Origin of the sequence: Methylicorpusculum sp. (assembly GCF_030651835.1) — a bacterium.
In the GTDB taxonomy this organism is placed as follows: domain Bacteria; phylum Pseudomonadota; class Gammaproteobacteria; order Methylococcales; family Methylomonadaceae; genus Methylicorpusculum.
In genome coordinates, this window is record NZ_JAUSBX010000047.1 from 50,114 (window position 1) to 57,992 (window position 7,879).

A 7,879-nucleotide genomic window follows, 5' to 3' on the forward strand; every position below is an offset into this window, starting at 1 on the left:
AGGGCTCAAGCTCCAAATATTTAAACTCCTCACACAAAAAGTTCGTTTCATATTTTTTGTCAAAACTTATTTCAGAGCGAAAAAAGATAAAAATGCCGTAGTTTAAATAGGGAAAATCTATTTTGTGACGCACTGAATTTTTCTTGCTTCTGAAATCTTATCAACCTCATGGATAAGATAAAGCATTCTATATGCTCCGAATTGTCTGGTGGATGTTAGAATAACGCCATCAAAGTGTAGCAAGCGCTACATGATTAATGATTGCCAAGGCTTATCTCGTCAAAGTAAAAGCTGATCACTCATACAAAGAGGAAACTATGCGGATTTGGAAATATTTACCCCCTGTTGTAATGACAACGGTTGGTATCCTGGTTACTGTCTATGTAGCATTTTATTTCGTTTTTCTCGATCTAATTGTCGATTATTGGTGGTTTCAAGCCTTAAAGTTTGAAGGTTACTTTTGGCTACGCTTGCTTTACCGGTTTTTCCTTTCGGGTATTGTCACGCTCTTTTTCTTTTCTATTTTCTTTTTACATTTCTGGTTGTCTTCGCGATATTTCGGATTTAATCCGGACGAGGCTGTCTTTTCAGATCCGCTGAAACGACGTGCGTTTGACCGCTTTGCTGATTTATTTATCAGCTATTCAATCAGATTGTCGACCCCAGTGGCTTTGGTCTTGGCTGTGGTGATCGCCATTCCTTTTTATGAACAGTGGGAAGCGTCATTACTTTTCTTCTTTGGTGGATCAGCCGGCGTTACTGAGCCGGTTTACGGAAGAGATGTTGGGTTTTATCTGCTTTCCTATCCTATTTATCAGCTTATCCAAGCGGAATTGCTTACTACGGCCTGCATCATCTTTATCATGGTGGCGTTCCAATATTGGATGCAGAGTATTTTTGTACCCAATCAAGTTAAAAATTTTCCGATAGCGGCCAAGATTCATTTGGCCGTTTTGTTTGGATTCGTCGTATTGTTTGTGCTGTGGGGATTTTTACTGCATAGATTTTCACTTTTGTATGTCAATGTTCATGAGCCGATCTTCTCAGGGCCTGGCTTTGTTGAATTAAGATACAAATTGCCACTTATTTGGCTGTCTGTATTTACTTTTTTGGCTACTGCAATTGCTTTGCTTTTTTACTTTTTCTCGGAAAAGCCTCGCATCAAAATGCCGTTTATCGTTGCCTTCAGCTTATTTTTAGGCGTTTTAGGTATTCAAAAAATAGATTTCATTCCCGAATTGATTGACAAGTTTATAGTCAAACCCAATCCCGTCAAGACTCAACGTCCGTTCATTCAGCACAATATTGACGCTACGCTGGATGCCTACGATATTAAGAACATTGAAACGGTCGACTTTACAATAAGTCTGGATCCGACCAAGGACATTGAAGATTGGAGCACACAAAAAAGGTTTGAGAACATTCCGGTCTGGGACCGCGAGTTTTTGGATGATGTATACAACCAGATGCAGAGTATCCGCCCTTATTACCATTTTCTTGAAGTGGATGAAGGGCGTTATTTTATAAATGGATTTAAGCGTCAAGTTAACTTGGCCGCAAGGGAGATGAATATATCGAAACTGCCTAAGGAAGCTCAAAACTGGGAAAACACCCATTTACGATTTACTCATGGCTACGGTGCGGTAGCCACACCAGCTGCACAAGACGCGGCCAATCCGATTATCTGGTTCTTGCGTGACCTTAATATGCACTCTGATGTAGGTCTGGAAGTGAATAAACCTGATATCTATTATGGTCAAGAGCAGTACAAATATGCGATTACACCCAATAATCTGAATGTCGTGGGGCTTTCCAGCACAACGACCTCAACGGATGATGCTTTAGATAAAGTGTACAGAGGAAGTGGCGGAATCCCCATCCCGTCTTATTTCAGAAAACTCTTATTTGCATTTTATTTTAAAGACGAAAAAATATTTTTTTCAACCAATATAACGTCTAAAAGTAAATTACTGATTAGAAGAAACATTATTGAACGGATCAATTTATTAACTCCGTTTCTGCATCTGGATAAAGACCCCTATTTAGTGATCACCAAGGACCGTTTTTTCTGGGTTCAAGATGCTTATACTTTATCTAATTGGTATCCGGTTTCAAAATCGGCAGATGACGATTTTTTGGATGGCTCTGAACAATTCAACTACATTCGTAACTCGATCAAGGTTACTGTCGATGCTTATAGCGGCGCGGTTAAATACTATATAACAGATCCTACCGACCCTATCATTCAGGCCTATGATAAAGCCTATCCCGGTGTTTTTAGGGATATTGACGAAATTCCGGAGGAGCTGAAAAAACAATTGCGTTATCCAAGGGATTTGTATTACCTGCAAATGAAAGTCTATGCGAAATACCATCAGACAGATCCTGCGTTATTCTATCAGCAAGCTGAAACCTGGCAGTTTGCGCAGGTTCGAGACAAGCCTGTGAAACCCTATTATTTAACAATTGATTTTGGGCATTGCGGCGGTAAGGAAGAATTTGTCATGATCAATGCCATGACACCGATTAATAACGCTAACCTGAGCATGGTGAGTGTAGCCAGCGTCATGGATAAAGAAAAATGCGGCGACGCCTTTAAAAAGGGGATCACTGTTTATAAATTCCATAAGGAAGTTCAGGTCAACGGCCCGGCACAGGTAGAAGCGTTGATTGAGCAAAGCCCTGAAATTTCTGCTCAACTGACATTGTGGGATCAGCGTGGATCACGCGTTGAAATGGGCAGGATGATTATTCTGCCCATGAAAAACTCTATACTATATGTTCAACCGCTCTATCTTATTTCTATCAAAACGCGGATACCTGAATTAGCTCGAGTGATTGTCTCTATTGGCAATGAAGTCGTCATGGATACGACTTTATGGGGAGCATTCCAAAGACTAAAAGAGCGATTTATCAGGGGTGAAAACGGAACAGGAACTACGTTTGCACCTGAGAAGTAATAATTGAGAAATGGGGCAAGCTTGGTCATTGCCCCTTTTTATCTTGGCGTATGGGGGGGGTCCTAATTCAACAGCATATTGCACAATTTGTCTTCCAGATCGATCCTGATTGCAAGATGTTCACCCAAATGAGATAAATCGTGCTCTAGAGTTTCTAAATTGAGCGCTTGCAATGCATCTTCATATTTATCATTAAATGCAATAGCCACATCCGTGGTTTTGGATAGTTCCGGATAAATCTGCTCGGCCACATTTAAAACACCCGCACGGCGCTCGTCCCCGGTTACCAGACGATCATAAATACCGAAGTGGCCTAATGAAATGTAATCGACCAATAACTGAGAAAATTCGGTGAGTTTAAGTTGGACTTTTTGCTGAGGCGAAAACGGCTTAAGCTCAGCGACGCGGCAATACATGCTCCACACTTCTTGCCTTTCTTTTTTTAATTCGTCCACAAGATGACGTGATTGTTGGCGTCTATCAATGTTGGGTGGTGTCGATATCATGATTCTAAAGCCTCAGAGTTTTCTTTTTAATTTAAGTTACATTTTAATTTGATGCAACAATTATCTAATTTTAAAGGAAAAGTAAGACTAAATGTAACAGATAACGCTTTGAAGATTTTGATTAACACATTAAATGCGCTCAGCTTTAAGCAGTTTTGAGTCCGATTTATTAAAACCTTCTTTTACTTCAAGTATGAATTCAGAAAGTCGTGTGTTTTTTTTCGCTGCACTGGCCTGCGAGGCAAAGCCTTTGATTGCCCGTTATCAATTGAAAAAACACACCGAGACACAACCATTTGCTTTGTATAGCCATGACGGAATTTATTTAATCGTTACTGGTGTCGGCAAAATAGCCATGTCTGCTGGAATAGGCTTTTCACAGGGATTATGGGGGAGTCATAACCCGATATTAATCAATGCAGGAATTGCCGGACACAGGGATCATCCGGTAAACACACCCTTTATAGGACATAAAATTATCGATGCGGATACCAAAAGAAGCTTTTACCCGCCGTTAACTTACACATTACCTTGTCGTTCTGAAACCATCCTGACAACGTCTCACCCTCAACTGGATTACGATCATGGACATTTATGCGATATGGAAGCATCTGCATTTTATGAGTCCGCCGGACGGTTTTCTTCTGGTGAATTAATTCAATGTTTCAAAGTGGTTTCTGACAATCCATCACAGCGAGCCGATTTATTAAAAGCGGATAACGTCACACATTTAATTGAGCAGAATTTACCGGCACTTGAAGCACTGATAACTGAATTACGTGTATTGCAAAGCGTGTTAACAAACGAGCAAGATCTGAAATTGCGCGAAATGACCGACAAGTTTCGATTTTCGGTTACCGAAAAAGCATACCTAAAAAAACTGCTTCAACGCTGGCAAGTCGTTGGCTCCAATCAAACACTGGACATCAATCTTGCGCATGTAATATCAGGAAAAGATCTGCTTAAATTGCTTAATCAAAAATTAGCCGCTCTGGATTATGACCTATAAGTTATGAGGCTATCATCCGTGACTTATCGCTATTGCGAGACTTGGCATTGCCAATAAACTGCTGGGCAAATTATTTTGGAAGTGCGCGAAAAGGCATCATGCAGAGATCTAAAAAACTCAATACCTTTTTGTCTCTATAGTAATCCAGCCCGATGAACATTTGATCTTGCGAGTATTTCGGATGAGCCTTATAGGTACCACAAAGCCTGTCCCAGCAAGTAATAGAAAACCCATAATTACTATCAGTTTCAGTTCTGATCGTCGAATGATGGATACGATGCATATCCGGTGTAACAATCAAAAAACGAAGCCTTTTATCCACTGATTCCGGAATTGCAATATTGCTGTGGTTAAATGTCGCAGCGCCGTTTAAGATAATTTCAAAAAGAATAACGGCGAATGCGTCAGCACCTATCAAATAAATGCAGGCTACTTTATAAAGCATCGAAATCAATATTTCTAAAGGATGAAAGCGGATAGCAGTAGTGGCATCAAACGCTAAATCACTGTGATGAACCTGGTGAATACGCCAAAGCAAAGACCATTTATGGGAGAGCACGTGTTGCCCATAAATTGCAAAATCCAGAAACAACAGACTCATTATGATAGTAAAACTATCCGACAAATTGAACTGATTCAACAATCCCCAATGGCTTTGTTCTGCATCAACGGCAGCTAAATAAGCAGCGCTTCCAACAGTCAGACGCATCATCAACATATTGATTGCCGCGAGACCCAGGTTAATTCGCCAGCGAACAAGTCTCTCAACAGGAAGTTTGCGGCGCGGTTTTAAGTATTCCCAAAAGATCATGATTCCAAAAATGCTTAAAGCAGCGGTCAGGCGTATCAATGTTTCCAAAATCGTCCAGTCCTATACATTTCAGCTAAAACAACGGGATCCTCACCAAAAGAATAACGCAAACGCAAGTTCCACATCAGTAGGATTACTTTTAACAAACCAAACTGTTCCCATCGCCGAGCTGAGCTAGAAACTTTACCCGCGAGATTAGCAGGTTTACCTATTTTATTTAACGCTTTACTCAGTGCTATATCTTCCATTAGTGCTATCTCTGGAAACAGACCTACTTGAAAAAAAGATTCTCTTGCAACAAAAATAACCTGATCACCTGTAGCAATCCCGCTAAGACGTGAACGCCAATTCATCAGAAATGAAATTATTCTTAACATAAAATGGTCGCCAATTAAGTCAATATCAAATCGTCCCCAAAAATATTCTTCGGTTATGCTATGCCGAATGCTGGACAGTGCGTCATCTGGCAAAAATGTATCCGCATGTAAAAATATCAATACATCACCCGTGGCAGTTAGTGCTCCGGCATTCATTTGAACAGCCCTTCCTCTGCCGCTGATTAACACTTTATCCACCCAGTAGCTCGCTCGAGGAACTGTATCATCTTCACTGCCACCATCCACGACAATGATCTCCGCCTGATCACGCAGGCCTTGAAGATGCATCAACACGGGTAAAATCCCATCAACTTCATTTAGTGTAGGAATTACGATCGAAAAAAACATGCTTGAAAATTACTGCGTAAACTAATAAACCGGTTGTTAATGACTGTAAATTCTTAATAAAAGTCTATAGATATTAGGCTTTTAAATGTAACAAAGCTATCTTTTGCATCCTTAAAAAGGACTTATTAAAAATCCAATTACACCAAATTAGATTTACTGTTTTTATTAAGCCAAAAACTAATCATTAAACTGAGAAGAATCCATATCATTATTGGATCATCGCCCAGTCGGGCATAAGGAGTCATGCCGGCCATTGGTAAAATTTTTGCCGTAATAACAGCGGTCTCAAATTGTGGAGCGGTGGCTTTTATTTTTCCATTGGGATCAACGATCGCGCTTACTCCCGTATTGGTAGCTCTGAGTAAATAACGGCCTGTCTCGATTGCTCGCATACGTGCAATTTGTAGGTGTTGATGGGGCTCAATTGAGTTACCGAACCAGGCATCATTAGTCACATTTACCAGAAAAGCAGCATTCGGCAAACCTTTCCGTTGTTCATTTCCAAATGTATCTTCATAACAAATTGAAGTCATAAAAGAATATCCGGCGGCTTTCAACATTTGTTGTTGATCCCCTCCTGAAGTCAACCGCCCTAGTCCCGAAAGGTTAAGCCGATCAAAAATATATCCAGAAAGCGGTTGTAAAGGCAAGTACTCTCCAAAAGGTAGCAAATGGTTTTTACGGTAAGTTCCCCAATCTTTGCCCAAGACCATTACCGCATTGAATTTATCACCATTTTCTTCTTTAACAGGCAAACTAATAATGATGTCTGTTTTATTTTGTAATGCTTCATTTTGTAACAAGGTCAAAAAACCATCTTTTACCTCAGAATAATAAGCAGGTATTGCAGTTTCTGGCCATATGACAATTTCTGACTGCCAATTCTGTTGAGTCAATTCACGATATTTTTTGAGAGTAACATCCCTGTTGCTGAGATCCCATTTTTTATCTTGCGGAATATTACCCTGGACTAATGAAACCTGAAGTTCATCACCCACAGGATAAGTCCATCTATAGTAATTCAGCATCACTCCGCCTATGCACAAAGCAATAAGCAAATTTAATTTGGATCCTCGTTTCAGCAAAGCTAAAGGTGAAATAAGGCATTCTGAAATTATCGCAACTATAAATCCTAACCCATAGACACCTAAAACAGGCGCATATCCTGCGAGAATTGAATCAGTTTGTGAGTAGGCTACTTGTAACCAGGGAAATCCATTTAAAAACCAAGTTCCTCGAAGATATTCAATCAAAATCCATAGGCTTGAATTTATAAAAAAAACCGGACGTTTCAACAAACTGAAGGCTTTACCGGCGGCATATCCAGTCAGACCTACAAATGAGGCCCAAACTAATACAAAAAAAAGAGTGACTATTAAACTGATAACAAAAGAAGCATGACCAAATTCATGAACACTAACAAATACCCATGAAACACCCGAGCCAAAATAACCAAGTCCGAATAACAAGCCTCTTAAAGCAGACCGTTTTGGTGACAATGTCTGCCAGGATGCGAAGATAAAAGCGAGGGAGATAAAAGAAAAAAACCAATACCCAAAAGGCTCAAATGCCAATGTTAACAATAGTCCGGCTAATGGTGATATAAAATCAAATACTTTACTTTTTAATTCACATAAAATTTTCACAATTATTACCGATTAATTCCATCCCTGGGAATTCACCTAAAAGATTGATGGTACAGAATTTAAAAGTTTGATTGAACACACAAAAGCAAAGTCAAAAAAAAACCCCACCGAGGGATAAACCTGGATGGGGTTTGCTATAAGAGCCTGGCGATTCCCTACTTTCGCATGGCAAACTGCCACACTATCATTGGCGCTAAGCGGTTTCACTGCCGAGTTCGGGAT

7 protein-coding genes are annotated in these 7,879 nt (G+C 40.0%); 2 read left to right on the forward strand and 5 right to left on the reverse strand.

The features are described 5' to 3' along the window. Positions 1–317 precede the first annotated feature (317 nt). Positions 318–2,960 (forward strand): UPF0182 family protein, encoded by a 2,643-nt coding sequence (locus Q7V32_RS06165; RefSeq protein ID WP_304896101.1) that lies wholly within the window; start codon positions 318–320, stop codon positions 2,958–2,960. Between the two features lie 62 nt (positions 2,961–3,022). On the opposite strand, the gene Q7V32_RS06170 is transcribed toward Q7V32_RS06165, so the two are convergent. Continuing rightward, positions 3,023–3,466, reverse strand: coding sequence for an Rsd/AlgQ family anti-sigma factor (locus Q7V32_RS06170; protein WP_304896102.1), 444 nt, complete (start codon positions 3,464–3,466; stop codon positions 3,023–3,025). 193 nt (positions 3,467–3,659) lie between these two features. On the opposite strand from Q7V32_RS06170, the gene Q7V32_RS06175 reads away from it, so the two are divergent. Further along, positions 3,660–4,475: a hypothetical protein gene (locus Q7V32_RS06175; RefSeq protein WP_304896103.1), complete on the forward strand. Its 816-nt coding sequence runs from the start codon at positions 3,660–3,662 to the stop codon at positions 4,473–4,475. A 70-nt stretch (positions 4,476–4,545) separates the two neighbouring features. On the opposite strand, the gene Q7V32_RS06180 is transcribed toward Q7V32_RS06175, so the two are convergent. The 4 genes from Q7V32_RS06180 to Q7V32_RS06195 form a co-directional block, all read right to left on the reverse strand. After that, on the reverse strand, positions 4,546–5,193 hold the full coding sequence (locus tag Q7V32_RS06180; protein WP_370691427.1) for a sterol desaturase family protein: 648 nt from the start codon (positions 5,191–5,193) through the stop codon (positions 4,546–4,548). A 128-nt stretch (positions 5,194–5,321) separates the two neighbouring features. After that, the gene (locus tag Q7V32_RS06185; RefSeq protein WP_304896105.1) at positions 5,322–6,011 is read right to left on the reverse strand and encodes a TIGR04283 family arsenosugar biosynthesis glycosyltransferase; all 690 of its coding nucleotides are present in this window, start codon (positions 6,009–6,011) and stop codon (positions 5,322–5,324) included. 137 nt (positions 6,012–6,148) lie between these two features. After that, a complete protein-coding gene (gene lnt, locus Q7V32_RS06190; RefSeq protein WP_304896106.1) occupies positions 6,149–7,657 on the reverse strand; it encodes an apolipoprotein N-acyltransferase in 1,509 nt (502 codons plus the stop codon). 36 nt (positions 7,658–7,693) lie between these two features. Beyond that, positions 7,694–7,879, reverse strand: a 186-nt coding sequence (locus tag Q7V32_RS06195) for a hypothetical protein (RefSeq protein ID WP_304896107.1), incomplete at its 5' end; no start/stop codon positions are given.

Coding starts and splice junctions, on each gene's coding strand:
- Q7V32_RS06180 (WP_370691427.1), bottom strand. CDS start 5,193: ATGTTGATGATGCGTCTGACTGTTGGAAGCGCTGCTTATTTAGCTGCC.
- Q7V32_RS06165 (WP_304896101.1), top strand. CDS start 318: ATGCGGATTTGGAAATATTTACCCCCTGTTGTAATGACAACGGTTGGT.
- Q7V32_RS06175 (WP_304896103.1), top strand. CDS start 3,660: ATGAATTCAGAAAGTCGTGTGTTTTTTTTCGCTGCACTGGCCTGCGAG.
- Q7V32_RS06185 (WP_304896105.1), bottom strand. CDS start 6,011: ATGTTTTTTTCGATCGTAATTCCTACACTAAATGAAGTTGATGGGATT.
- Q7V32_RS06170 (WP_304896102.1), bottom strand. CDS start 3,466: ATGATATCGACACCACCCAACATTGATAGACGCCAACAATCACGTCAT.